The following is a 23,451-nucleotide window of genomic DNA, read 5'->3' on the forward strand; positions in this document are numbered from 1 at the left end:
CACACACATGAAAAGCTTACAGCGGCATATACAACAGCTCCTTAAATGGGCGCTGATAGGTATAACACTACTACCCATGCTGGCGTTGGCCCACGTTGCAACGGATATCCCCATTGCACGACAACTGTACTGCTACACACAGCCGGACTTCTGGAGCGGAAACCCTGCCGACAAAGGTTGTAATGAGCTGAATAAAACCAGCGGTACTCACCCCGGCCAACAATGGAACGAAGTGGCAAAGCTGATCAAAGCAGACGATGGGTACGACTACACCAACCAGGAAACCGTAGAGACACTGATACCCAATGGAAAACTCTGCTCGGCCGCCAACCCGCTGATGGAGGGTCTCAACACACCTTCGGCGAACTGGCACAAAACACCGATGACGACAAAAAATGGTGTTGCGGAAGTGCGTATTGTCGGTACCGCACCGCATGTCAGCAGCATCGTGCAGATCTACCTCAGTAAATCCAGTTACAACCCCGCCACAATGCCATTGAAGTGGAGCGACCTGGAGTTGCTCCACGAGGAAACCGTCACGGTCGCACGAACCGATTGGGGCGAGCAGCCACCGTCAGTGGGTGGATTGCAGGGTTATTTCAAATTCAACGTCGCCATACCTAACGGGCGCACCGGCGATGCGGTGCTCTTCACCCGCTTCCAGCGCATCGATCCGGCTGGCGAGGGTTTTTATAATTGCAGCGATATCACGCTCCATAACGATGGGCCCACCCCAACACCGGAGTGGCACGCCAACGGCCTTTTCCAACCTCAGGGATTCACTCCGAAACAAGGGGATACCATCCATTTCCGGGTACTTGGATCAAGCAAGTCCTACAACGAAACGGTAGACCTGCAATACCCGATAACTAACGCGGCCCCCACTGTTTGGGGACCCGGGCTTGTACAAGCGCTGAAGCCCTACGCCTCGATTGTGCAGGTAGGAGAATTGAAAGGCGCCAGCATTGTCTACAACACCACAGACGCCACGAAGAATCTGGTCTATCTGGCTGACGAAAAATCTTCCAAAGCCATGTCAATCATTCCTGGCGGAGGACCCGAGCCTGTCAACCCCGCACCGCCGGTCGCGAGGATCACCGGCCCGACATCATTGACGTCGGGACAAACCTTTACGTTCAGTGGTACCTCATCATCCGGCAGTAATGGCCCCTTGCTCTATAACTGGGCAGTCGCCGGGATGACTGGCCCAACCGACGACGCGACGGTCAACGGCAAAGCCTACACCGTCACGCAGCCGACGATATTCAAGGCACGGCTGAGTGTTCGCGACACCCAAAACGGCAAAACCGACCAAGCGGTGTTTGACTTTACGGTCACGCCTGGTGGCGGCGGCGGCGAGCACCCGGCATACAAGGAAGGCACCGCTTATAAAGCCGGCGACATCGTGACCAACAACGGCAAAAATTATCAATGCAAGCCTCACCCTTACACCGCCTGGTGTGCAGGCGCGGCGTGGGCCTACGCCCCTGGTTCGGGCACGGCGTGGGAGCAAGCATGGGACGAAGTTCAATAAACCGTCGATGCACCTGCGCATATTCAGTTAATGGATAAGCGTAAGTTCCAAACGTTATAGGGCGCCTTGCGGCGCCTTATATCGAGCAACGCTACAGTTAACGATGTATCTGAACTGCATATGTTCTAACGAAGTTCTACCGGCGGTGCCCGTCAAAAAAACGGGCCGGGAGAGTGATACACAACCGCCGTACCTTGGCACTCCCAACAGGGTATCTCCATGCGCACACGCACCGTTATCCACAGCCCCCAACGCGGCTTCACCTTGCTGGAGTTGCTGGTCGTCCTGCTGATCATCGCCCTGCTCGCCGGCTACGTCGGCCCGAAGATGTTCGACCGCCTGGAACTGGCCAAGGTGCAAACCGCCAAGGGCCAGATGAAATCCCTGGGCGACGCCCTGCACCAATACCGCCTGGACAACGGCCATTACCCCGCCGAAACCCTCGGCCTCGGCGCCCTGACCGAACGCCCCGCCAGCGAACCGAACTGGCACGGGCCGTACCTGCCCAAAGCCGCGCCGCCGGACCCATGGAACACGCCCTACGCATACAAAAACCCCGGCACGCCGCCCAACGAGGTGGACATCATCTCCCTGGGCCGCGACGGCAAGGCCGGCGGTGAAGGCACCAACGCCGATATTGTGTTCGGCCTGTGACCCGCCATGCACACGCTGCGCATCCTCCTGACCCTGCTGTGCCTCGCAGACACCGCCCGGGCCGACTGCTGGCAATCGGCAGCCAGCCGTTACCACGTCGATCCGCTTTTGCTGTACGCCATTGCCAAGGTCGAATCCGGTCTCAACCCCGGCGCGCGCAACGTCAACCGCGATGGCAGCCAGGACATCGGTCTGATGCAAATCAACAGCCGCCACTTGCCCGCGCTGGCCCGGTTCGGCATCACCGAACAGCACCTGCTCACGCAGCCCTGTACCAGTGTGATGGTGGGCGCGTGGCTCCTCGCCGGGTTTATCCGCGAGCAGGGTTATGGCTGGCAGGCCGTGGGCGCCTATAACGCCGGAACCCGACCGGATCGGCAAGCGCGGCGCTCACGCTATGCCCTGGCGGTATGGCGCTACTACGACGCGTTGCAGCAACAGCGCCAGCAACTCGCCAGGCAAACCCCATGATCGACATCGACGCCCGCATCATCCGCGACGGCCACTTGCAGCGCCTGCGCCTGCAAGCCCTCGACCTGGCCCACGCACGCCAGCAACTGCAGGCCGACGGCGCCCAGGTCATCTCGTTGCAGGCGCGCCGCGCATTGAAACTGCCCAGCCGCCGCGCCCGGTTCGCCCTGGGGCTGTTTATCCAGGAACTGGTGGTGCTGCTGGACGCCGGGCTGGTGCTGGTGGAAGCGGTGGAAACCCTGCGCGACAAGGCGCCCCCCGGGATCAATCGCCAGGTCATGAGCGACTTGCTGGGGTCGATGTACGAGGGCAATTCGCTGTCCAAGGCCATGCAGCTCAAACCCGAGATTTTTCCTTCGCTGCTGATCGCCACCGTGGCGTCCTCGGAACACAGCGGCCAACTGGCCGTCGCCCTGCGCCGTTACCACCATTTCGAGGCGCATCTGCAAGCCGTGAAAAAACGCGTCAGCGGCGCGCTGATGTACCCGCTGGTGGTGCTCAGCGTGGGTGCGTTGATCCTGCTGTTCCTGTTGTTTTTCGTGATCCCGCGCTTTGCCTCGGTGTTCGATGCGGTCGCCGACTTGCCGGCGACCGCACGGTTCATGGTGTGGTGGGGCGCGCTGGTGGACACGCGTGGCATGGAGCTGCTGCTCGGCCTGGCGCTGGCGATCGCCGGGTTGGTGCTGTTATTGCGCAGCGCCGGGTTCAAGCGCCGCGCCGCCCGGCTGTTCTGGAAAATTCCCAGCCTGGGTGCGCAGCGCACGCTGTTTATCCTCGCGCGCTTCTACCGCACCGTCGGCATGCTGCTGATGGGCGGGATGCCGGTGGTCACGGCGGTGGAACTGTCCGGCGCGTTGCTGCCTGCCGAGCGTCAAGGCGCGCTGCGTCAGGCCATGACCGACATCCAGGCCGGCCAGCCGCTGTCCACGTCGCTGGCGCGCCATCAACTGACCACCGCCGTGGCCGAACGCCTGTTACGGGTGGGTGAGCAAAGCGGTGAGTTGGCGGCCATGTGCGAGCGCATCGCGCAGTTCCACGATGAAGCACTGGAGCGGGCCATCGAGCTGTTCAGCAAGGTCTTCGAGCCGCTGTTGATGTTGGTGGTGGGCGGGTTGATCGGGTTGATCGTGTTCATGTTGTACATGCCGATTTTCGAGCTGGCGGGTTCCATTCAGGGGTAGCGCGATGAGCGAGCAGACACGGCAATGGCAAGCACTGGCGGACCAGCGCGGAATGTCCTTGGCCAATTACCTGCTGGAAGTGTTGCACCAGGCACCCGAGCAGCTGTCGACCATCGCCGCCCCCCTGAACCTGATCCCCATCGTACCGGCGGACCTCGTCGATCATTGGCGCTTCGACCTGTTGCCACTACCCCAGGCACTGACTCACACCGTACTGCCCGTGGACTATCAGGAGCGTCCCTGCCTGGTGCTCGGCGCGCCTTTTACCCTGGCCGACCGCCACTGGATTCAGTCCACCCCAAGCCTTCGCGCCTTACCCCTGGCCATGAGCCTGCCCGGCGCGGTCAAAGCCCAACTGACCCTGGCCGAAGCCAGCCAACGGGTGATGCAACCGTTCGGTGAGGACGACGACAGTGCCCAGGTCAGCCAAACCGCCCAGGAAATATCCCTGAGCAGCATCGCCCGCGATGACAACCCGGTGGTGCGCCTGGTCAACTCCATGCTGTTCGATGCACTGCAAAGCCGCGCCAGCGATATCCATGTGGAAACCACGCCCCAGGGCCTGGTGATCAAGTACCGCATCGACGGCGTGTTGCAGCAGATGGGCCAGGCCAGCGGGCTGGACATGGCCGAGCAGGCGCTGTCACGCATCAAGGTGTTGTCGGAGCTGGATATCGGCGAGCGCCGGGTGCCCCAGGACGGTCGCTTCAAGATGAAAATCCAGGGCCGCGAGGTGGATTTCCGGGTGTCGATCATGCCCAGTATCCATGGCGAGGACGCGGTACTGCGCATCCTCGACAAATCCCAGCGCGGCGAGTCCCTGAGCCTGGAAAGCCTCGGGCTGGCCGCCGACACCATCGCCCGCATCCGCGTGCTGGCCAGCGAGCCCTACGGCATGTTGCTGGTGACGGGGCCTACCGGCAGCGGCAAGTCCACCACCCTGTATGCGGCCTTGTCGGAGACCAATACCGGCGAGAAGAAAATCATCACCATCGAAGACCCGGTGGAATACGAACTGCCCGGCGTGCTGCAGATCCCGGTGAACGACAAGAAGGGCCTGACCTTCGCCCGTGGCCTGCGCTCGATCCTGCGGCATGACCCGGACACGATCCTGGTGGGCGAAATCCGCGACGGCGAGACGGCGGGGATCGCCGTACAGGCAGCCTTGACCGGACATCTGGTGCTGTCGTCGGTGCATGCCAACAGCGCGTTCAGTGTGCTGGAGCGCTTTACCTACATGGACGTCGACCCCGCCAGTTTCGTCGAGGCCCTCAATGGCGTGGTGGCCCAGCGTCTGGTACGGCGCATCTGCCCGGACTGCGGCGTGGCCGCCAAGCCCGACGAGGACATCGCCCGGCTCGCCCAACTGCCCGAGGCCCAGCTCAAACGCGGCCATTACCGCGTGGGCAAAGGCTGCGAGGGCTGTCGCCACACCGGATATCGCGGCCGCCTCGCCCTCGCGGAAGTGCTGACGGTAACCGACAGCATCAAGGACGGCCTGCTCAACCGCAGCTCAGCCGCCACCTTGCGGGAACTGGCGCGCGAAGCCGGGCATGTGTTCATCCGCGATATCGCCCTGGCTCACGCGGCCCAGGGCGACACCACGCTCAAGGAGATCCATCGTGTCATTTCCCTTTATTGAGCACGTGGTGTGGCTGCACAGCGCGGGCGCCGCCTGGGCCGCGCGCCCTCGTTGGCGCGGCGCGAATGTCTGGCGCGCGCGGCAGGCCGGCGAACCGCTGAGCGCCTGCGCCGACCTGTTGGAACAGGCCCCTCGGGGCCGCATGCGCTTTTTGGACCGGGCCACGCTGCTGCTGGGGTTTCCCCACGTGCACTACCTGATGCTGCCGTGGCAAACCGGCCTGTACAGCGCAAGCGATTGGCAAGGCTTCGCCGAGGCCACCTTCAGCCAACAGACGGGCCTCGACCCTGAGCAGTGGCAGGTGCGGCTCGCCAACGGCGCCTTCGGCCATGAGCGCCTGGCCGTGGCGACCGCGCGGGACCTGCTGCAAGACCTGCGTGACCTGTTCAAACTGCGCCAGTTGCCCCTGGTGACCTGCGCACCGCTGCTGACGGCCGTCGCGCAGCAATACTGGCGGCAATTGCCTGCCGACTGCGTGCTGGCGATCCGCGAAGCCGAAAGCCTCAGTTGCCTCTACCGGCACCAAGGCGTCGCCGATCAAGTCTGCGTGATGCCGACACAACCCGGCAGCGCCTTGAGCGACAACCTGTTCGCCGCCGACCTGCTCGCGCAACGGCACGCGCCGGCGATCCGGGTCGTCACCCACAGCCCCACCGAACACTGGCTGGGGCCACTGCATCCATGGCTGGAAGAGACCTGTCCATGATCGCCCGGTTGAGATCCCGTCTCGCCGACGCCTGGCAACCGACGCGCTCGCCCAGCGTCGACTTCCTGCGCCCCAACGCCCTTTACCGGCCGCTGGTCGGCCTGCTGTGGCTGGTCGCCGCAGTACTCGCCTTGCACACCTGGCTGCAATGGCAACGCATGGAGCAGCGGCAACAACAGACCGATGAACTGGAGCAACACTACATCCAACTGACCCGCCGCCAGGAGCAATTGATCCAGGCCGCCAGCCACCTGTCGCCGCGGCAAAAACAACAGCTGGCCAGCTTTGCCCAACAGGCGGCCACGCCCTTCGCGCCGATGGACGCCGTGGCTCAAGCCTGGTCCCGGGAGGTCGCCCTGACCCGCCTGGAGGTCAACACACAGAGCCAACGGCTGCACCTGGATCTGGAGGCCAAAGGGTTGGGCGACGCCTTTCGCTTCGTCGAACGGCTCAAGGCCCAACCGGGCGTCGAGGTGAACCTGCAACAAAGCGCGCGCAAGACCAACGACCCGCAGCACCCGGTGCAGGTCAAACTCAGCGTCGGCGCGGGATAATCGCCGATGGACGCCGTCACTCGCCACCTGCCGCGCCTGCGCTGGCAACTGATGCAATGGCAACAGCGCCTGGGCGTGCCGGGCTTGCTGGCGCTGGGGGTGATGGCGGCGGCGCTGGCGATTGACGTGGCGATCATTTATCCGGCGGGCCGCAGCGACGACCTGCGCCGCCAGGAACTGCAGGCCGGCATCGCCGAACACCCCCAGGAGGTTCAAGTCACCGAACCGGCGGTGGTCGAACGTTTGCCCAGCGCAGAGGACTTCGCCCCCCGTCTGGAGAAGCTGCTGGGTATCCTCACCCAACGCGGGTTTATCATCGAGCAGACGACCCTGGCCTACTCCGCGCCGGGCGACACCGGCTTGCAACGCCTGGACGCGGAGATTCCCCTCGTCGGCCCCTACATCCTGCTGCGCGAGACCCTGGCCGACCTCGCGAAAGAACCGGCCGTGCGCATCGAAAACGTGACCCTGGAGCGCAAGGAAATCACCAGCGGCATGCTCAGCATCGGCCTCAAGGTCAGTGTGTTGGGGGTGGTCGAATGAAGCTGCCGCTGTATTTGCGCGTGGTGTTGCTGCTGACCCTGCTCGGCTGCGGCTGGCTGTTCTGGCAAGACACCCCGGACCGCCCCGCCGACGCGCCAACACCCGTTGCGAGCAAACCGATGGAGCCTGCGCCAGCCGCCCTGCCGCTCCCCGAAACATCAGTGGCGGTCGTCGACCTGTTCCCCGCGCAAACCTGGACCCCGCCGCCGCCGCCCAAACCGGTCGACACCTCGGCATCCGCGCCCCCACCGCTGCCGTTCACCGTCAGTGCGCAGTGGCGCTATCAGAACCAATCGAACATCGTCGTGCTCAGCGGCAATGGCAACCAGTACACCTTGTGCAACCGCTGCTCGGTGCCCGGGCGCATCGTGCCCGGCAAGATGCTCGACGCCCACTACCGGTTGGACAAACTCACTGACAGCGCCGTGGTGCTGACCTACATGCCGCTCAAGCATGTCAGCACCCTGCGCCTGAGCACTCACTGAGCGGGGACGGGCACGATCATGGCGATACGTATGCGGATGTCCCTGGGCCTGGCGCTGATGCTGCTCAATGGCTGTGAGACTCAACGCGCCATCCAGCAGAGCGATGAGTTGCGCCGGCAGGGCGACATTGTGCGTTCGGTCGAAGTGCTCCAGGCCGAAGCCAAGGACGATCCCGACGATGTGCAATTGCGCACCGCCCAGTTCAGCAAGCTCGAATTGCTGGTCGCCCAGTACAGCCGCGAGGCCAGCACCGCGCTGATGCGCGGCGACGATGCGGCGGCCATCCGCGCACTGGAAACGATCCTCAAATACGACCCCGGCAACCTCGGTGCGCGCCAGGAAATCCAAAGCATCCAGGCCATGAAACAACTGCGCCCGCAATTGGCGCGGGCCTACGAAATGAGACGCACCAACCCGGTGGAAGCGCTCAATCTGGTGCGCCAGATCATCGCGCAAAAACCCAACTACCGAGAAGCCCTGGACTTGCGTAACGCCCTGACCCGCGAACTGGTGAGCGCCGACTATCTCAGCGCGGACCTGTCGCAAGCCATGCGCAAACCCTTGAGCCTGGAGTTCAGCGCGCAAAGCCTGAGCACGATTTTCGAGACCATCGCGCGCCTGTCGGGGGTCAACTTCGTCATCGACAAAGACGTCAACCCCAGCGCCTCGGCCAGCATGACCGCGAGCAAAACCACCGCCGAAGACGCGCTCAACCTGCTGCTGGCCACCCAAGGCCTGGACAAGAAAATCCTCAACGCCAACACCATCCTGGTCTACCCCCGGCGCCCGGACAAAGAACGTGAATACCGCGAGTTGGCGGTCCGCACCTTCTACCTCAGCCACGGCGACCCCAAGGTCATCGCCGCCGAGATCAAGCAGGTGCTCAAGCCCAAGGAAGTGCTGGTGGATGAACGCCTCAACGCAGTGATCGTGCGCGACGGCCTGGATACGCTGAGCGCCGTGGAAAAACTGGTGGAGGCCATTGATATCGCGCAGTCGGAAGTGACCATCGATATCCAGGTGCTGGAAGTCAGCCTGACCGACGAACTGAACCTGGGCATCAAATACCCGGAGAGCATCGGCGTGTCGGTGGGCAACCTGGCCAATGTGCCCGCCGGGCTGGCGGGCATCCCTCTCAGCGCATTGCGTGGACTTAACAGCGACAACATCCTGCTGGACGCCGGCAGCACCTCGGCGCGCATCAACATGCTGCAACGCAGCGGCAACACCGTGACCCTGGCCAACCCACGGGTACGCGTGCGCAACCGCGAAGAAGCCCAGGTCAATATCGGCGACAAAATCCCCGTGGTGACCACCACCACCGCCAACCAGATCACCACCTCGTCGGTGTCTTACCAGGACGTGGGCCTGCAGATTACCGTCAAGCCCAACATCAGCCTGAGCGATGAGGTGAACCTGGAACTGAACGTGGAAATGAGCCATATCACCAAACGCATTCCCGGCTCGGAAAACGTACCGGCCACCTTCGAACTCGGTTCACGCGCGACCAAGACCCTGCTGACCGCACGCAACAATGAAACCCAGATCGTCTCGGGGCTGATCCGCACGGCGGACGTCGACGAAGGCTCGGGGTTGCCGTGGTTGAGCCAGATCCCGTGGATCGGCAAAAAGCTGTTCGGCACCAATCAGAACACCCAGCAGAAGACCGAAATCATCCTGCTGCTGACGCCCCGGATCGAACGCAACCTGGACCTGCCGATTTCCCAGATCAGCACCTTCCACAGCGGCACCGAAGCGCGCAGTTCGACCGAGGGCATGATCCTGCGCGATACCACCGAAAAAATGATCCTCAAACCCACTGGGGGCGACCCTACCCCGGCGTTTCCCACGCCGATGCAGCCGTCGGATGGAACGTGGCAGGCATTGCCGCCGCCATTGCCAGACCTGGTGCCCAAACCAGCGCCGACACCGGCACCGACACCCCCTTAATTTCATGGCCAGATCGACGATCAAACTGTGGGAGGGGGCTTGCCCCCGATAGCGGTAGATCAGTCAATATTTTCGGCGACTGGTACACCGCTATCGGGAGCAAGCTCCCTCCCACAGGTGTGTTGCAGTGTTTGCAGATCAGCGAACCACGCCTTCCTCAACCAACAGCTTGAGAATGGCTTCAGCGCCCGCTTCAGGGCTGAGGCCCTTGAGCACCTGCCCACCGCCGCCACTGGCCTTGGCCGTGGCGGCCTTCATCCGATCCGCGCCGCTCTTGGCCTTGATCACCTTGAGCCGCTTGGGCCGGGGCTTGGCCGGTTGCAGCACGGCGCCGGTGAATAACTCATCCTCTTCAACCGCGACCTCGTGGGCCGCCAGTTCGCCGCGTTGCGCCGGGCCATACGCGCTTTGTCGAGGCTTGGGCGCGGCGTTATCCACCGTGGCCAGAAACGGCAGGCGCACCTTCAAGCGCCGCCGCTGCCCGCGTGGCAAGGCTTGCAGCACGTGGGCCACGCCGCTGTCGATGGACTCCACCTGCGCCAGCCCGACAATCAGCGGCCAGCCCAGGTGTTCGGCGAGCAGGAACGGCAACATCCCCGAACCTTCGCCGGTTTCGGCCTGGCTGCCGGTGAGCACGACCTGGGCGCCGGCGTCGCGCAGATACTCGCTGAGCACCGGCAAGGCATCCGCGCCGGCCGGTTGTTCGAGCACATGCAATTGCGCCAGCCCCATGCCCAGGTAGCTGCGCAGCGTGGGCTCGGCGATGTTGCCGGCATGCAGCACCTGCAACTTATCCCCAGCCATCTGCAGGCCCAGCTCGACCGCACGCGCGTCCTGCTCGGCGCGGCGCGGGCGCCCGGAGGTGGGGTGGGCGCCGATGGAAACCAGACTGATTACATGCGTGTTCATGACCCTATCCTTTGCTTAAGCCGCATCGCGCTTGGCGCCGTTGCGGAAGGCCTCGACCGCAGCGATCAAGGCTTGCAGAATCGCGGCGCTGTCGCCGATCACCGACAGGTCGGCACGCTTGATCATGTCGCAGCCAGGGTCGAGGTTGATCGCCACCACCTTGTCGCAGGCGCCGATGCCTTGCAGGTGCTGGATCGCCCCGGAGATACCGACCGCCACATACACCCGCGCCGTGACCCAGGTGCCGCTGGCGCCGACCTGGCGATCGCGGGCCATGAAGCCATCGTCCACCGCGACCCGCGAGGCGCCTTCGGTGGCGCCGAGGGCGGCGGCGGCCTGGTGGAACAGCGCCCAGTCCTTCACGCCGTTGCCGCCGGAGACAATAAACTCGGCTTCAGCCATCGGAATCGCCGCCGGGTCCACCGCCACCGCGCCGAGGTCTTCGATGCGCGGCAGGCGCCGCGCCAGGGCTGTGGATAACTCTACGGGCAGCACTTCATGACGGGTCTCGCTGACCGGATCAGCGCATTCGGCGGCGGCCAGGATCAGGCGCGGCAGCGGCCGCGCCAAATCTTGCTGACCGGCACCGGCACGGCCGATGCACTGCTCGTCCTTGATCTGCCAGACCCGCGTGGCCGGGCGCTCGTTGAGGCTGGCGGCAAAACGCCGACCGAGTTCGCCGCCACCGCTGCGGCTGTCCGGCAGCAACCAATGGCGCGGGTTGAACTGGTTATCCACAGCCCGCAGGCCCTGCACGCGTTGCTCCGGTGAATAACCGTCGAAGGCGTGACCTTCCAGCACCAGCAGGCGGTCGACACCGGCCGTGGCAAACGCGGTTTCTTTGTGTTCACCAAACACCACCGCCAGCACCGCACCGTCACTGCCGGCGAGTTGCCGGGCCAGGCCGAGCAGGTCACGGTCGTGGCTGCTCAGGCGACCGCCGACCATGTCCGGCACCACGTTGATGTAGAACGCAGGTGCCGCCACCTGATGCAGCGGCAACTGCACGTCCACTGCCGCCGTGCGCTTCGCCGCGCCGCCTTGTTGGGCGCCGCTGCGGTCGATGCGTTTGATGCCGTTGGGGCCGATAAAACCGACACCATGGACGTTTTTGCGGATGACGCCGTTTGGCCCCATCCAGCTGTGTTGCACCGGCTGCATCGCCGCATGCAGCGGGTGCAGGCGGTTACGGGCGATCCATTCGGCGCGTGGGTCGCGGCGGATAATGTCGCTCATCAGTGCACCTCCGCAGGTTCACGTTTGATCGGTGATTTGGTAGGCGCGGCGTCGTCGAGCAACGCGTCGGCCACCAGCTCGGCGATGTCTTTGATCAGTGGACGCGGTTCGACCACGCCTTCGAGCATCGCGGTGCATTGCGGGCAGCCCACGGCCACCAGCTCGGCGCCGGTTTCGCGGATGTCGTCCATGCGCATATCGGGGATACGTTGCTTGCCGGGAATGTCGGTGATCGGCGCGCCACCGCCGCCGCCACAGCAGCGTGAACGGAAGCCCGAGCGCTGCATTTCCTTGATCTCGATACCCAATGCACGCAGCACTTGGCGCGGCGCCTCGTATTCGCCGTTGTAGCGGCCCAGGTAGCACGGGTCGTGATAGGTCACGCTGTTGCCTTTGTGCTGGCCCAGGTTCAACGCGCCGTCGCCGATCAGCTCGGCCATGAAGGTGCTGTGGTGCTGTACGACATAGTCACCGTTGAAGGCGCCGTATTCGTTTTTCAGCACATGGAAACTGTGCGGGTCGCAGGTGACGATGCGCGTGAAGCTGTACTTGGCCAGGGTCTGGATATTGCGCGTGGCCAGCAGTTGGAAGGTCGCTTCATCGCCCAAACGCCGGGCGACGTCGCCGCTGTCGCGTTCTTCCAGGCCGAGCACGGCGAAGTCGACCTTGGCCGCTTTCAGCACTTTGACGAAGGCGCGCAGGGTGCGTTGGTTGCGCATGTCGAAGGCGCCGTCGCCGACCCAGAACAGTACCTCGCAACTGCCCTTTTCGCTGAGCAACGGCAGGTTCAAATCCGCCGCCCAGTTCAGCCGACCGCCCGGTGCGAAGCCGCCGGGGTTGTCGGTGGCGATCAGGTTTTCGAGGACTTCGGCGCCCTTGTTCGGCGTGGCGCCTTTTTCCAGGGTGAGGTGGCGGCGCATGTCGACGATGGCGTCCACGTGCTCGATCATCATCGGGCACTCTTCCACGCAGGCGCGGCAGGTGGTGCAGGACCACAAGGTGTCGGCGTCCACCAGGCCGTTGACGATTGGCTGGTGCGGGTTGCCGCTGTGTTCGCCGATCGGTTTTCCAGGATACGGGCTGCCGGCGAACTTGGCATCGGTGCCGCCGGCCAGGCCGACGACCATGTCCTGAATCAGCTTTTTCGGGTTCAGCGGCTGGCCGGCGGCGAACGCCGGGCAGGCGGCTTCGCACTTGCCGCACTGCACGCAGGCGTCGAAGCCGAGCAATTGGTTCCAGGTGAAATCCTTGGGTTTTTCCACACCCAGGGGCGCGCTTTTATCGTTCAGGTCCAACGGCTTCAAGCCGGTGGAACGGCCACCGCCGAAGCGCTCGGCGCGGCGGTGCCAGGCCAGGTGCAAGGCACCGGCGAAGGCGTGCTTCATCGGCCCGCCCCAGGTCATGCCGAAGAACATTTCCGACACGCCCCACAGCACGCCCACGCTCAGCAACGCGGCCAGCAACCAACCGCCGAAGTCCGCCGGCAGAATCCCGGCCACCGGCAAGGTCACCAGGAAGAAGCTCACTGCGAACGCCATCAGGCTTTTCGGCAGGCGCATCCACGGGCCTTTCGACAGACGCGCTGGAGGGTTGCGCCGACGCAGATACACAAACGTGGCGCCGACAAACATCAGCACCGACGCCAGCAACAGCGCATAACCGAGGATGCGGTTATGCAGGCCGAACCCATGCACCAGAATCGCCAGCAGCGCCGACAGCACAAAACCCAGCGCCGTGGCGACGTGGGTGTTGGCGATGTATTTATCGCGGGCGACCACGTGGTGCAGGTCGACCATGTAGCGCTTGGGCATGGCCAGCAGGCCTTTGATCAAGTCGACCTTCGACGCCCGCCCACGGCGCCACATGGCTGCCCGCCGCAGTGCGCCCAGAACAGCAAGGCCCAGCGCCGCAAACAGCAGAATCGGAAGAAGAGTATTCAACATGGTGAAGCTCCCACAGACCACACGGATCTACTGTGAAACCGGGTCTGAATGTGGGAGGGGGCTTGCCCCCGATGGCGGACTGTCAGTTGATACAGCTGTAGCTGACCCACCGCTATCGGGGGCAAGCCCCCTCCCACATTTTCAGACCGGGTCCACATTGGTTCGGTGTCGGGTCAGAAATCCTTGCACAAGCGCAGGGCGTCATAGATCGCAGCGTGGGTATTGCGCTGCGCCACACAGTCACCGATGCGGAACAGCAAATAGCCCTCGCCCGCTTCGCTCAGGCACGGTTGCGGCTTGATCGCGAACAGCGCTTCGATGTCCATCTGGCCCTTGTTGCGCGAGCCGGGCTTGAGGGCGTAGTAGATCTCTTCATCCGGGCGCACGCCGTTCTCGACGACCACCTGATCGACCACCCGCTCCTCTTTGGCGCCGGTGTATTCGTTCTCCAGCACCGCCACCAGCTTGTCGCCTTCGCGGTAGACCTTTTCCAGCATCATGTCGCCGGTCATGATCACTTCCTTGGGGTACATGCTGCGGTAGTAGGTCGGGAACGACGTACCGCCGATGGCCACGCCCGGCTTGATGTCGTCGGTGACGATCTCGACCTGGCTGCCCTTGTCCGCGAGGAAGTCCGCCACCGACATACCGGTGAATTCGCAGATGGTGTCGTAGACCAGCACGTTCTTGCCCGGCGCGACTTTGCCGTCGAGCACGTCCCAACTGCTGACCACCAGGCCTTCGGCCGCGCCCCAGTGTTCGTTCTGTTCCAGGAACGGATGCCCGCCCACCGCCAGCACCACTACGTCCGGGCGCAGGTCAAGGATGGTCGCCGCGTCCGCCGCCACGCCCAGGCGCAGCTCGACGTTCAAGCGCGCCAGTTCCAGTTGGAACCAGCGGGTGATCCCGGCGATCTGGTCGCGCTGCGGGGCTTTGGACGCGGTGGTGATTTGCCCACCGATAAAGGCTTTTTTCTCGAACAGGGTCACGTCGTGACCACGTTCAGCAGCAACGCGCGCGGCTTCCATCCCGGCGGGACCGGCACCGACCACCACCACCTTGCGCTTGGGCCCGGTGGATTTCTCGATGATGTGCGGCACGCCCATGTATTCACGGGAGGTCGCGGCGTTCTGGATGCACAGCACATCCAGGCCCTGGTACTGGCGGTCGATGCAATAGTTGGCGCCGACGCACTGCTTGATCTGGTCGATCTGGCCCATCTTGATCTTGGCGATCAGGTGCGGGTCGGCGATGTGGGCGCGGGTCATGCCGACCATGTCCACATAGCCGCCTTCGAGGATGCGCGTGGCCTGGTTCGGGTCCTTGATGTTCTGCGCGTGCAGCACCGGGGCCTTGACCACTTCCTTGATCCCGGCCGCCAGATGCAGGAACGGCTCCGGTGGATAACTCATGTTCGGGATGACGTTGGCCAGGGTGTTGTGCGTATCGCAACCCGAGCCGACCACGCCGATAAAGTCGAGCATGCCGGTGTCGTCGTAGTACTTGGCGATCTGCTTCATGTCCTCGTGGGACAAACCATCCGGGTGGAATTCATCGCCGCACAGGCGGATACCGACGCAGAAGTCCGGGCCTACCTCGGCACGCACCGCCTTGAGCACTTCCAGGCCGAAACGCATGCGGTTTTCAAAGCTGCCGCCCCATTCGTCGGTGCGCTTGTTGACGCGCGGGCTCCAGAACTGGTCGATCATGTGCTGGTGCACCGCCGACAGTTCCACGCCGTCCAGACCACCGGCTTTCGCACGCGCTGCCGCGCTGGCGTAGTTGCCGATCACGCGCCAGATTTCTTCCGGCTCGATGGTCTTGCAGGTCGCACGGTGTACCGGCTCGCGGATGCCCGAGGGCGACAGCAGGGTCGGCCAATGCTCGCCGTCCCAGCGCGAGCGGCGGCCCATGTGGGTAATCTGGATCATGATCTTGGCGCCATGCTTGTGCATGGCATCGGCCAGGTTCTGGAAGTGCGGGATGATCCGGTCGTCGGCCAGGTTCACCGATTTCCACCAGCCTTGCGGGCTGTCGATCGCCACGCTGGAAGACCCGCCGCAGATGGCCAGGCCGATCCCGCCCTTGGCTTTCTCTTCGTAGTACTTCACATAGCGGTCGGTGGTCATGCCGCCGTCGGTGGCATACACCTCGGCGTGGGCGGTACTGAGCACGCGGTTGCGGATGGTCAGTTTGCCGATCTGGATCGGCGCGAACATTGCTTCGAAAGCCATGGCAGGGTTCCTCGACTTACAACGGCTTGACGGTGAACAGGCCGTCGTCGTGGCCCTCTTCGGAGCCGCCGTAGACTTGTTCGGCCACGGTGCGAATCTGGCTGCCGCGTGCTTGCAGAATCTGGTCCATGGCGCCGGCAAACCAACCGGTGAACATGTAGTCGACCTTGCGCCCGACCTTGCCGTACACGTAGACGAACGCCGAGTGCTCGAGCTTGACGCTGGCGGTGCCTTTGTCGAGGTCGATGTCCTGGATCTTGAACAGGCCCCAGCCGCGTTGCGACAGGCGCTTCATGTAGTGTTCGAACACCGCCACACCTTCGAGGCCGTGGCATTCGGCTTCTTTTTCACACCAGTGCCAGGCGGATTTGTAGCCGGCCTTGTAGAGGATCTCGGCGTAGGCCTCGGCACCGAGGACTTCTTCGATGCCCATGTGGTTGTTGACGAAGAAATGGCGCGGTACGTACAGCATTGGCAGGGCGTCGGAGGTCCAGACACCGGTTTCGCTGTCGACTTCGATAGGCAATTGCGGGGCGATCTTGGCCATGGAAACTTAACTCCAGAAAATTCGTAGTGGTGTTGCCCGTGGGTGTTTGGCTTATTCGCCCCACACGTCCTTCAAGACGTTGACCCAGTTCTCGCCCATGATCTTGCGCACCACGCGTTCGCTGTGGCCGCGCTTGAGCAGGGTCTCGGTGAGGTTGGGAAACTCGCCCACGGTGCGGATGCCCAGGGGGTTGATGATCTTGCCGAAGCTGGTCAGGCGGCGGGCGTAGCCCTTGTCATGGGTCAGCATCTCGAAGAAATCCTGGCCATGGCCCTGGGTGAAATCGGTGCCGATGCCGATGGCGTCTTCGCCGACGATGTTCATGGTGTATTCGATGGCTTCGGCGTAGTCGTCGATGGTCGAATCGATGCCCTTGGCGAGGAACGGCGCGAACATGGTCACGCCGACAAAACCGCCGTGGTCGGCAATGAACTTCAGCTCTTCATCGGACTTGTTGCGCGGGTGCTCCTTGAGCCCGGAAGGCAGGCAGTGGGAGTAGCACACCGGTTTTTTCGATTCGAGGATGACCTCTTCGCTGGTCTTGGAGCCGACGTGGGACAGGTCGCACATGATGCCGACGCGGTTCATCTCGCCGACGATCTCACGACCGAAGCCCGACAGCCCGCCATCGCGTTCGTAGCAACCGGTACCGACCAGGTTCTGGGTGTTGTAGCACATCTGCACCACACCGACGCCCAGCTGCTTGAAGATCTCGACGTAGCCGAGCTGGTCTTCAAACGCATGGGCATTCTGGAAGCCGAAGATGATGCCGGTCTTGCCCTGTTCCTTGGCTTTGCGGATGTCGGCGGTGGTTTTCACCGGGATCACCAGGTCGCTGTTCTCGCGGATCAGGGTCTGGCTGGCGACGATGTTATTGATCGTGGCCTGGAACCCTTCCCACACCGACACGGTGCAGTTGGCAGCGGTCAGGCCGCCTTTGCGCATGTCCTCGAACAGCTCGCGGTTCCACTTGGCAATGATCAGCCCGTCGATAACGATGCTGTCGGCGTGTAATTGCGCTGGGCTCATCAGGCGTCCCCTTATTGGCGATTCGTGCGCCGAATCGTCTGCCGGCGCTTTGGGGTCAGCATATGCCGAGGGGCCGACCGGACCGGGTGCAAAAACGACAGGGGAATTGCCGAAAGCGTCAATCCGCGACGAAGGTCGCTATGACAGGTCTGTCTGACGGCTGTTCTTTGTCTTACGCTTGGGCCAGAATTCGCGCATCAACCGATATGAGACGGCGCAATGAAATCAATTTTCCTGGCTTTGGCACTCATCGCAACCGGCGTCCACGCGGCCGAAGACACCGACAGCACGCCGTGCGACGGCATCGAAAACGACAAGCAAACCCTGGAATGCGCCACCTACAACAAAACCACCGCCGAACAACTGCTCAAGGATAACTATCAAGGGCTGTTGGAGCGCATGGGCTCGACCTATGGCAGCAACAAGACGCAACTGGCGGACATTACCGCTCGTCTGAAGGATGCCCAGCAGAAGTGGGAAAAATTGCGCGACGCCGATTGCGCAGTGGACACCTTCCCGGCGGTGACCGGCACCAAACCTTATGCGATCGAGCTGAACGATTGCCTGGCGCGGATGAGTGATGAACGGTCGGAGTTTTTGGAGTCGATCGGGCAGGAATAGGCGACAATCCTTGCCACTTTCAATCTGAACCAAGGCCATTCATGAAAACCTGCGGCATCGAAATCAAAGGCAGCGAAGCCATCTTCGCCGTTGCCTCCCTGGACGACCAGACACTGACCCACGTCGCCCTGGCCACCAAGAAAATCGCCCTTGAAGACGACGATGAAGCAGCCAACGTCAAAGCCTTCGCGGCCCAGGTGAAGGCGTTCGTGCGGGACAACGCCATCGAACGCATCGCCATCAAGAAGCGCAGCAAAAAAGGCGAATTCGCCGGTGGCCCGACCACGTTCAAGATTGAAGGGGTGTTTCAGTTGCTCGACGGTGTTGAAGTGACGCTGCTGTCGCCGCAGACCCTCAATGCGCAGAACAAGAAGCACAACTTTGATCTGCCGACGACGCTGAACAAATACCAACATGAAGCCTTCAAGGCAGCGTGTTCGGCCCTGATAAAAAAATAAGCACACCGACAATTTACTGTGGGAGGGGGCTTGCCCCCGATGACGGTGGATCAGCAGCACATGAGTGGCTGACACACCGCTATCGGGGGCAAGCCCCCTCCCACATTTGATCGTTGTCGCGTGTAGGACCTACGTTCACACCACCTCCCGTCGCCGATCCTCCCGCGGACACTTGGCAAACCGCGCCCGATAACGGCGGGTGAAATACGACGGCGACTCAAACCCGCAGGCAAGGCTCACCTCCAGCACGCTCATGTCGCTCTGGCGCAGCAGTTGCCGGGCTTTTTCCAGGCGCAGGCCGAGGTAGAAGTTGCTCGGCGTGTCGTTCAGATGCAGGCGAAACAGCCGCTCCAATTGGCGTCGCGTCACTTTGATCGCCTCGGCCAGGGCCAGGGTGCTCAGCGGCGGCTCGGTGTGTTGTTCCATCTCGCCGATCACCTGCACCAACTTCTTGTTGTTGATGCCGTAACGCGTGACGATCTGCATGCGCTGGTGGTCTTTGCGTGGGCGGATGCGCCCGAGCACGAATTGTTCGGAAACCTGGATCGCCAACTCGGGCCCATGGGCCTGGCTGATCAGGTCGAGCATCAGGTCGATGGAGGCGGTGCCGCCGGCGCAGGTGATGCGGCGGCGGTCGATCTCGAAGAGTTCCTGGGTCACCGTCAGCTGTGGATACGCTTCCTTGAACGCGTCGATGGCTTCCCAGTGCAGGGTCAGACGGTGACCGTCGAGCAGCCCGGCTTCGGCCAGGATGCAGGCGCCGGTGTCGATGGCGCCAAGGGTCACGCCGTCATAGTCGAGGCGGCGCAGCCAGTGTTCGAGGGCCGGGGTGGCGAATTTGAGCGGTTCGAAACCGGCGACCACCATCAGCGTCGCGCCCTTTTTCAGCGGCTCCAGCGCCGCGTCGGCGTTGACCGACATGCCATTGCTCGCCAGCACCGCGCCGCCATCGGCGCTCAATACATGCCAGCGGTACAACTCGCCACGAAAGCGGTTGGCCACCCGCAGCGGTTCGAGCGCAGAGATAAAGCCGATGGCCGAGAACCCCGGCATCAGCAGAAAGTAGAAATCCTGGGACATGGTGCGCTCTCGTAGGACCGGCAGCGTGGTCACTGTGATACGCCAGTTCAACGGCCCATTCAAGAGCACAGGTCGCTGCAGTGCAAGAGCCGGTCGCCGCCGTGCGTTTTGTCGCCCCTCAAGCTGCGTAACGTGATCGCACGGCGCATAAAGACGCCGGCCCCCACAATAACGACCTGCCGAGGGAACCACCATGAACCGACTGATCAGCCGCTGCGTGCTCGCATTCAGCGCCAGCGCCATCTTGAGCACCAGCGTCCTCGCGGCCGACGCGCCCTCCTGCCAGAACGTGCGCATGGGCGTGGTGAACTGGACCGACGTGATCGCCACCAGCGCCATGACCCAAGTGTTGCTCGACGGCCTCGGCTACAAGACCAAACAAACCAGCGCGTCCCAGCAAATCATCTTCGCCGGTATCCGCGACCAGCGCCTGGACCTGTTCCTCGGCTACTGGAACCCGCTGATGACCCAGACCATCGCGCCGTTCGTCGACGCCAAGCAGGTCAAGGTCCTCGACAAACCGAGCCTGGAAGACGCACGCGCCACGCTGGCGGTGCCGACTTATCTGGCGGACAAAGGCCTGAAAACCTTCGCCGACATCGCCAAGTTCGAGAAAGAACTGGGCGGCAAGCTCTACGGTATCGAGCCAGGCTCGGGCGCCAACACCCAGATCAAGGCGATGATCGCCAAGAACCAGTTCGGCCTTGGCAAATTCCAGCTAGTGGAGTCCAGCGAAGCCGGCATGCTCGCCGCCGTCGACCGCGCGGTGCGCCGCAAGGAAGCCGTGGTGTTCTTCGGCTGGGCGCCGCACCCGATGAACGTCAACATCGCGATGACCTACCTCACCGGCAGCGAAGACGCCCTGGGACCGAACGAAGGCATGGCCACCGTGTGGAGCGTCACCTCGCCGACCTACGCCGAGCAGTGCCCCAACGTCCACAAGCTGCTGACCAACCTGACCTTCACCGCCGCCGACGAGAGCCGAATGATGCAGCCGTTGCTGGATCACAAGGACGCATTCGAGTCCGCCAAGCAGTGGCTCAAGGACCACCCGCAAGACCAGCAGCGCTGGCTCGAAGGCGTGACCACCTTCGACGGCAAACCGGCCGCCGCCAACCTGCAACTGACCAGCAAATAACGGTATTCGACGCACCGTTTCGCGGTCGTGCCTGACCGCGAACGGCCTCGCTACGCCTTGAAATCACGCCTGTAAGGAACCTGCCCCATGAACCACGACGTCATCATCACCTGCGCACTCACCGGTGCTGGCGACACAAGCGCCAGAAGCCCCCATGTGCCGGTCACCCCCAAACAAATCGCCGCCGCCGCCGTGGAAGCCGCCAAGGCCGGCGCCACCGTGGTGCATTGCCATGTGCGCAACCCCGAGACCGGCAAGTTCAGCCGCGACGTCGCCTTGTACCGCGAAGTGATGGAGCGCATCCGTGAGGCCGACGTCGACATCATCGTCAACCTCACCGCTGGCATGGGCGGCGACCTGGAGATCGGCGGCGGCGAAAACCCGATGGCATTCGGCCCCAACACCGACCTGGTCGGCCCGCTGACCCGCCTGGCCCATGTGGAAGCGCTGCTGCCGGAAATCTGCACGCTGGACTGCGGCACGCTGAACTTCGGCGATGGCGACACCATTTACGTGTCGACCCCGGCGCAACTGCGGGCCGGCGCCAAACGTATCCAGGAACTGGGCGTAAAAGCCGAACTGGAAATCTTCGACACCGGCCACCTGTGGTTCGCCAAGCAGATGATCAAGGAAGGCCTGCTCGACGACCCGTTGTTCCAACTGTGCCTGGGCATCCCGTGGGGCGCGCCGGCCGACACCACCACCATGAAAGCCATGGTCGACAACCTGCCCGCCGACGCAGTGTGGGCCGGCTTCGGCATCGGCCGCATGCAAATGCCGATGGCGGCGCAGGCGGTGCTGCTCGGCGGCAACGTGCGGGTCGGCCTGGAAGACAACCTGTGGCTGGACAAGGGCGTGCTGGCCACCAACGGTCAACTGGTGGAACGCGCCAGTGAAATCCTCAGCCGCCTGGGCGCGCGGGTCATGACCCCAGCCGAAGGGCGCATAAAAATGGGCCTCAAAAAACGCGGCTAACCCCCCGACCCAAACCGGATCAAAACCTGTGGGAGGGGCTTGCCCCCTCCCACAGGGGTTCGCCCCATTATTCAGGAATGTCGCCATGCCTTTTATTACAGATATCAAAATCTTCGCTGCCCTCGGCAGCGGTGTGATCGGCAGCGGTTGGGTGTCCCGCGCCCTCGCCCACGGCCTCGATGTGGTGGCCTGGGACCCGGCGCCCGGCGCCGAAGCCGCGCTGCGCCAACGCGTCGCCAATGCCTGGGGCGCTCTGGAGAAACACGGCCTGGCCCCAGGCGCATCCCAGCAGCGCCTGCGTTTTGTCAGCACCATCGAAGCCTGCGTGAAAGACGCCGACTTCATCCAGGAAAGCGCCCCGGAACGCCTGGAGCTGAAACTGGAGTTGCACGGCAAAATCAGCGCGGCGGCCAAGCCCAATGCCCTGATCGGTTCGAGCACCTCGGGCCTGTTGCCCAGCGAGTTCTACGAGGGCTCGACGCACCCGGAGCGCTGCGTGGTCGGCCACCCGTTCAACCCGGTGTACCTGCTGCCGCTGGTGGAAGTGGTGGGCGGCAAAAACACCGCGCCCGAGGCGATCCAGGCGGCGATCAAGGTGTATCAATCCCTGGGCATGCGCCCGCTGCATGTGCGCAAGGAAGTCCCCGGCTTTATCGCCGACCGCCTGCTCGAAGCCTTGTGGCGTGAGGCGCTGCACCTGGTCAACGATGGCGTCGCCACCACCGGCGAGATCGATGACGCGATCCGTTTTGGCGCCGGCTTGCGCTGGTCGTTCATGGGTACGTTCCTGACCTACACCCTGGCCGGCGGCGATGCCGGGATGCGCCACTTCATGGCGCAGTTCGGCCCGGCGTTGCAGTTGCCGTGGACCTACCTGCCGGCACCGGAACTGACCGACAAGTTGATCGACGATGTGGTCGACGGCACCAGCGCTCAGTTGGGCCAACACAGCATTTCGGCGCTGGAGCGCTATCGTGATGATTGCCTGCTGGCGGTACTGGAAGCGGTGAAGACCACCAAAGCCAAGCACGGCATGACCTTCGCCGAATAAGGGAAACCCCAGCATGCCCGCACTGACCACCTACACCACACAGGTCCACCCCGACTGGGTGGACTACAACGGCCACCTGCGCGACGCGTTCTACCTGCTGATCTTCAGCTACGCCACCGACGCGCTGATGGACACCCTGGGCCTGGACAGCGAAAACCGCGCCGCCAGCGGCCACTCGCTGTTCACCCTGGAGCTGCACCTGAACTACCTGCACGAAGTGAAACTCGGCGCCGAGGTGGAGGTGCGCACCCAACTGATCGCGCACGATGCCAAGCGCCTGCACCTCTATCACAGCCTGCACTGGGTGAGCGACGACAAGGAACTGGCGGGCAACGAACAGATGCTGCTGCACGTCGACCTCGCCGGGCCGCACGCCACCCCGTTCAGCGCGAAGACCTTGGCAACACTCGCGGCCATCGGCGCCGAACAAGCCGAACTGCCGCGCCCCGCCCTCCTCGGCCGAGTGATTGGATTGCCAGCCAGGAAATAATCAGGAGCCACCCCGAAAAC

Annotated in this window: 23 protein-coding genes; 16 read left to right on the plus strand and 7 right to left on the minus strand. The window is 63.3% G+C overall.

What is annotated here, in order from left to right; genetic code table 11:
• The first annotated feature begins 7 nt into the window (after positions 1-7).
• From J2Y83_RS26530 to J2Y83_RS26575, 10 genes are all read left to right on the plus strand, one after another.
• Positions 8-1,534: a lytic polysaccharide monooxygenase gene (locus tag J2Y83_RS26530; RefSeq protein ID WP_253399785.1), complete on the plus strand. Its 1,527-nt coding sequence runs from the start codon at positions 8-10 to the stop codon at positions 1,532-1,534.
• Between the two features lie 219 nt (positions 1,535-1,753).
• The gene (gspG, locus tag J2Y83_RS26535; protein WP_253399786.1) at positions 1,754-2,188 is read left to right on the plus strand and encodes a type II secretion system major pseudopilin GspG; all 435 of its coding nucleotides are present in this window, start codon (positions 1,754-1,756) and stop codon (positions 2,186-2,188) included.
• Between the two features lie 6 nt (positions 2,189-2,194).
• The gene (locus J2Y83_RS26540; RefSeq protein ID WP_253399787.1) at positions 2,195-2,659 is read left to right on the plus strand and encodes a transglycosylase SLT domain-containing protein; all 465 of its coding nucleotides are present in this window, start codon (positions 2,195-2,197) and stop codon (positions 2,657-2,659) included.
• On the plus strand, positions 2,656-3,840 hold the full coding sequence (locus tag J2Y83_RS26545; RefSeq protein WP_253399789.1) for a type II secretion system F family protein: 1,185 nt from the start codon (positions 2,656-2,658) through the stop codon (positions 3,838-3,840). The genes J2Y83_RS26540 and J2Y83_RS26545 overlap by 4 nt, the downstream gene beginning before the upstream one ends.
• Before the next feature lie 4 nt (positions 3,841-3,844).
• On the plus strand, positions 3,845-5,482 hold the full coding sequence (locus J2Y83_RS26550; protein WP_253399790.1) for a GspE/PulE family protein: 1,638 nt from the start codon (positions 3,845-3,847) through the stop codon (positions 5,480-5,482).
• Entirely contained in the window at positions 5,463-6,188 is a 726-nt protein-coding gene (locus J2Y83_RS26555) for a hypothetical protein (protein WP_253399791.1), read from the plus strand. The genes J2Y83_RS26550 and J2Y83_RS26555 overlap by 20 nt, the downstream gene beginning before the upstream one ends.
• Positions 6,185-6,742, plus strand: coding sequence for a hypothetical protein (locus J2Y83_RS26560; RefSeq protein WP_253399792.1), 558 nt, complete (start codon positions 6,185-6,187; stop codon positions 6,740-6,742). The genes J2Y83_RS26555 and J2Y83_RS26560 overlap by 4 nt, the downstream gene beginning before the upstream one ends.
• 6 nt (positions 6,743-6,748) lie before the next feature.
• Complete coding sequence (locus J2Y83_RS26565) at positions 6,749-7,285, plus strand: hypothetical protein (RefSeq protein WP_253399793.1); 537 nt, start codon at positions 6,749-6,751, stop codon at positions 7,283-7,285.
• On the plus strand, positions 7,282-7,770 hold the full coding sequence (locus tag J2Y83_RS26570) for a hypothetical protein (protein ID WP_253399795.1): 489 nt from the start codon (positions 7,282-7,284) through the stop codon (positions 7,768-7,770). The genes J2Y83_RS26565 and J2Y83_RS26570 overlap by 4 nt, the downstream gene beginning before the upstream one ends.
• 18 nt (positions 7,771-7,788) lie before the next feature.
• The gene (locus J2Y83_RS26575) at positions 7,789-9,720 is read left to right on the plus strand and encodes a secretin N-terminal domain-containing protein (protein WP_253399797.1); all 1,932 of its coding nucleotides are present in this window, start codon (positions 7,789-7,791) and stop codon (positions 9,718-9,720) included.
• 138 nt (positions 9,721-9,858) lie between these two features.
• Here J2Y83_RS26575 and etfB read toward each other — a convergent pair whose 3' ends face one another.
• From etfB to J2Y83_RS26605, 6 genes are all read right to left on the minus strand, one after another.
• The gene (etfB, locus tag J2Y83_RS26580; protein ID WP_253399799.1) at positions 9,859-10,629 is read right to left on the minus strand and encodes an electron transfer flavoprotein subunit beta; all 771 of its coding nucleotides are present in this window, start codon (positions 10,627-10,629) and stop codon (positions 9,859-9,861) included.
• Positions 10,630-10,644: 15 nt separating this feature from the next.
• A complete protein-coding gene (gene etfA, locus J2Y83_RS26585; protein WP_253399801.1) occupies positions 10,645-11,865 on the minus strand; it encodes an electron transfer flavoprotein subunit alpha in 1,221 nt (406 codons plus the stop codon).
• The gene (gene dgcB, locus J2Y83_RS26590) at positions 11,865-13,808 is read right to left on the minus strand and encodes a dimethylglycine demethylation protein DgcB (RefSeq protein ID WP_253399802.1); all 1,944 of its coding nucleotides are present in this window, start codon (positions 13,806-13,808) and stop codon (positions 11,865-11,867) included. The genes etfA and dgcB overlap by 1 nt, the downstream gene beginning before the upstream one ends.
• Before the next feature lie 173 nt (positions 13,809-13,981).
• Positions 13,982-16,042: a dimethylglycine demethylation protein DgcA gene (gene dgcA / locus J2Y83_RS26595; protein ID WP_253399803.1), complete on the minus strand. Its 2,061-nt coding sequence runs from the start codon at positions 16,040-16,042 to the stop codon at positions 13,982-13,984.
• 16 nt (positions 16,043-16,058) lie between these two features.
• Positions 16,059-16,589: a DUF5943 domain-containing protein gene (locus J2Y83_RS26600; protein ID WP_027606002.1), complete on the minus strand. Its 531-nt coding sequence runs from the start codon at positions 16,587-16,589 to the stop codon at positions 16,059-16,061.
• Between the two features lie 51 nt (positions 16,590-16,640).
• Entirely contained in the window at positions 16,641-17,618 is a 978-nt protein-coding gene (locus tag J2Y83_RS26605; protein WP_017849539.1) for a dipeptidase, read from the minus strand.
• A gap of 219 nt (positions 17,619-17,837) precedes the next feature.
• Between J2Y83_RS26605 and J2Y83_RS26610 the strand changes: the two genes are divergently transcribed.
• Positions 17,838-18,239, plus strand: coding sequence for a lysozyme inhibitor LprI family protein (locus tag J2Y83_RS26610; protein WP_247403253.1), 402 nt, complete (start codon positions 17,838-17,840; stop codon positions 18,237-18,239).
• Positions 18,240-18,280: 41 nt separating this feature from the next.
• Positions 18,281-18,697 (plus strand): DUF3010 family protein, encoded by a 417-nt coding sequence (locus J2Y83_RS26615; protein WP_253399804.1) that lies wholly within the window; start codon positions 18,281-18,283, stop codon positions 18,695-18,697.
• 135 nt (positions 18,698-18,832) lie between these two features.
• Here J2Y83_RS26615 and J2Y83_RS26620 read toward each other — a convergent pair whose 3' ends face one another.
• Positions 18,833-19,777: a GlxA family transcriptional regulator gene (locus J2Y83_RS26620; RefSeq protein ID WP_247403257.1), complete on the minus strand. Its 945-nt coding sequence runs from the start codon at positions 19,775-19,777 to the stop codon at positions 18,833-18,835.
• Positions 19,778-19,970: 193 nt separating this feature from the next.
• On the opposite strand from J2Y83_RS26620, the gene J2Y83_RS26625 reads away from it, so the two are divergent.
• From J2Y83_RS26625 to J2Y83_RS26640, 4 genes are all read left to right on the plus strand, one after another.
• A complete protein-coding gene (locus J2Y83_RS26625) occupies positions 19,971-20,915 on the plus strand; it encodes a choline ABC transporter substrate-binding protein (protein ID WP_253399805.1) in 945 nt (314 codons plus the stop codon).
• 87 nt (positions 20,916-21,002) lie between these two features.
• Positions 21,003-21,890, plus strand: coding sequence for a 3-keto-5-aminohexanoate cleavage protein (locus tag J2Y83_RS26630; RefSeq protein WP_253399806.1), 888 nt, complete (start codon positions 21,003-21,005; stop codon positions 21,888-21,890).
• Positions 21,891-21,975: 85 nt separating this feature from the next.
• On the plus strand, positions 21,976-22,941 hold the full coding sequence (locus J2Y83_RS26635) for an L-carnitine dehydrogenase (protein WP_253399808.1): 966 nt from the start codon (positions 21,976-21,978) through the stop codon (positions 22,939-22,941).
• Between the two features lie 13 nt (positions 22,942-22,954).
• Positions 22,955-23,431 (plus strand): thioesterase family protein, encoded by a 477-nt coding sequence (locus J2Y83_RS26640; protein WP_253399810.1) that lies wholly within the window; start codon positions 22,955-22,957, stop codon positions 23,429-23,431.
• Positions 23,432-23,451 lie beyond the last annotated feature (20 nt).

Origin of the sequence: Pseudomonas marginalis, assembly GCF_024169655.1 — a bacterium.
In the GTDB taxonomy this organism is placed as follows: domain Bacteria; phylum Pseudomonadota; class Gammaproteobacteria; order Pseudomonadales; family Pseudomonadaceae; genus Aquipseudomonas; species Aquipseudomonas paraveronii.

Coding starts and splice junctions, on each gene's coding strand:
- gspG (WP_253399786.1), top strand. CDS start 1,754: ATGCGCACACGCACCGTTATCCACAGCCCCCAACGCGGCTTCACCTTG.
- J2Y83_RS26550 (WP_253399790.1), top strand. CDS start 3,845: ATGAGCGAGCAGACACGGCAATGGCAAGCACTGGCGGACCAGCGCGGA.
- J2Y83_RS26560 (WP_253399792.1), top strand. CDS start 6,185: ATGATCGCCCGGTTGAGATCCCGTCTCGCCGACGCCTGGCAACCGACG.
- dgcA (WP_253399803.1), bottom strand. CDS start 16,042: ATGGCTTTCGAAGCAATGTTCGCGCCGATCCAGATCGGCAAACTGACC.
- J2Y83_RS26630 (WP_253399806.1), top strand. CDS start 21,003: ATGAACCACGACGTCATCATCACCTGCGCACTCACCGGTGCTGGCGAC.
- J2Y83_RS26575 (WP_253399797.1), top strand. CDS start 7,789: ATGGCGATACGTATGCGGATGTCCCTGGGCCTGGCGCTGATGCTGCTC.
- J2Y83_RS26545 (WP_253399789.1), top strand. CDS start 2,656: ATGATCGACATCGACGCCCGCATCATCCGCGACGGCCACTTGCAGCGC.
- J2Y83_RS26640 (WP_253399810.1), top strand. CDS start 22,955: ATGCCCGCACTGACCACCTACACCACACAGGTCCACCCCGACTGGGTG.
- J2Y83_RS26530 (WP_253399785.1), top strand. CDS start 8: ATGAAAAGCTTACAGCGGCATATACAACAGCTCCTTAAATGGGCGCTG.
- etfA (WP_253399801.1), bottom strand. CDS start 11,865: ATGAGCGACATTATCCGCCGCGACCCACGCGCCGAATGGATCGCCCGT.
- J2Y83_RS26600 (WP_027606002.1), bottom strand. CDS start 16,589: ATGGCCAAGATCGCCCCGCAATTGCCTATCGAAGTCGACAGCGAAACC.
- etfB (WP_253399799.1), bottom strand. CDS start 10,629: ATGAACACGCATGTAATCAGTCTGGTTTCCATCGGCGCCCACCCCACC.
- J2Y83_RS26625 (WP_253399805.1), top strand. CDS start 19,971: ATGAACCGACTGATCAGCCGCTGCGTGCTCGCATTCAGCGCCAGCGCC.
- J2Y83_RS26615 (WP_253399804.1), top strand. CDS start 18,281: ATGAAAACCTGCGGCATCGAAATCAAAGGCAGCGAAGCCATCTTCGCC.
- dgcB (WP_253399802.1), bottom strand. CDS start 13,808: ATGTTGAATACTCTTCTTCCGATTCTGCTGTTTGCGGCGCTGGGCCTT.
- J2Y83_RS26605 (WP_017849539.1), bottom strand. CDS start 17,618: ATGAGCCCAGCGCAATTACACGCCGACAGCATCGTTATCGACGGGCTG.
- J2Y83_RS26570 (WP_253399795.1), top strand. CDS start 7,282: ATGAAGCTGCCGCTGTATTTGCGCGTGGTGTTGCTGCTGACCCTGCTC.
- J2Y83_RS26610 (WP_247403253.1), top strand. CDS start 17,838: ATGAAATCAATTTTCCTGGCTTTGGCACTCATCGCAACCGGCGTCCAC.
- J2Y83_RS26565 (WP_253399793.1), top strand. CDS start 6,749: ATGGACGCCGTCACTCGCCACCTGCCGCGCCTGCGCTGGCAACTGATG.
- J2Y83_RS26635 (WP_253399808.1), top strand. CDS start 21,976: ATGCCTTTTATTACAGATATCAAAATCTTCGCTGCCCTCGGCAGCGGT.
- J2Y83_RS26620 (WP_247403257.1), bottom strand. CDS start 19,777: ATGTCCCAGGATTTCTACTTTCTGCTGATGCCGGGGTTCTCGGCCATC.
- J2Y83_RS26540 (WP_253399787.1), top strand. CDS start 2,195: ATGCACACGCTGCGCATCCTCCTGACCCTGCTGTGCCTCGCAGACACC.